Raw genomic sequence first — 519 nt, 5'->3', positions numbered from 1 at the left:
CTAAGACCTTTAATATATCGCCAAATACAGGTAGCTTGGCTTCTACCTTCACCGTTGTTCGGCCGATGAAATGCATATGCATAACATCGTCTTTGGTGGTTCCCCTCATCAGTGGCTCTATCTGAACGCGCTCTCCACTGCTTAATGACATTCCTTTCCCGATTAAAAAATCTGTCAGATCGGATGTGGTCGGCCCGAAAACAGTTCTGGCAAAACCAATGGTGTCGCCTTCAACAAACAAAAAAGATGGGAATCCCAATGATTCGTCATCTGCGAGGCTGTTCTTAATATCTTCAACTGAAGCTTTAGAGCGATTTATCTTCTGAACCAGACTCTTGTCATTTGTTTTGGTAAAGAGAAAAGTTTTTCCATCGATTTTATGAATATACAAATAATTGGAGCCAACCTGCAGGTGATGATTATCAGCCAGCAGAGAATTAAGGAAAACAGACAGGTTTATTGAGCGCTTATCTTTCCCTTTATTTTTGCTGCGGTAAGTCGCATAAAAACCATTCTTCA

1 protein-coding gene is annotated in these 519 nt (G+C 41.0%); it reads right to left on the bottom strand.

All coding sequences use genetic code 11. From position 1 onward, the window contains the following. The coding region (locus HMPREF0849_RS09900) for a hypothetical protein (RefSeq protein ID WP_000607299.1) at nt 1-519 on the bottom strand (519 nt) is incomplete at both ends.

The sequence above is a fragment of the Streptococcus sp. C300 genome, assembly GCF_000187645.1.
Lineage (GTDB): Bacteria > Bacillota > Bacilli > Lactobacillales > Streptococcaceae > Streptococcus > Streptococcus oralis_CQ.
The sequence above is the reverse complement of the archived record's forward strand: the minus strand, read 5'-3'. Positions and strand labels throughout refer to the sequence as shown.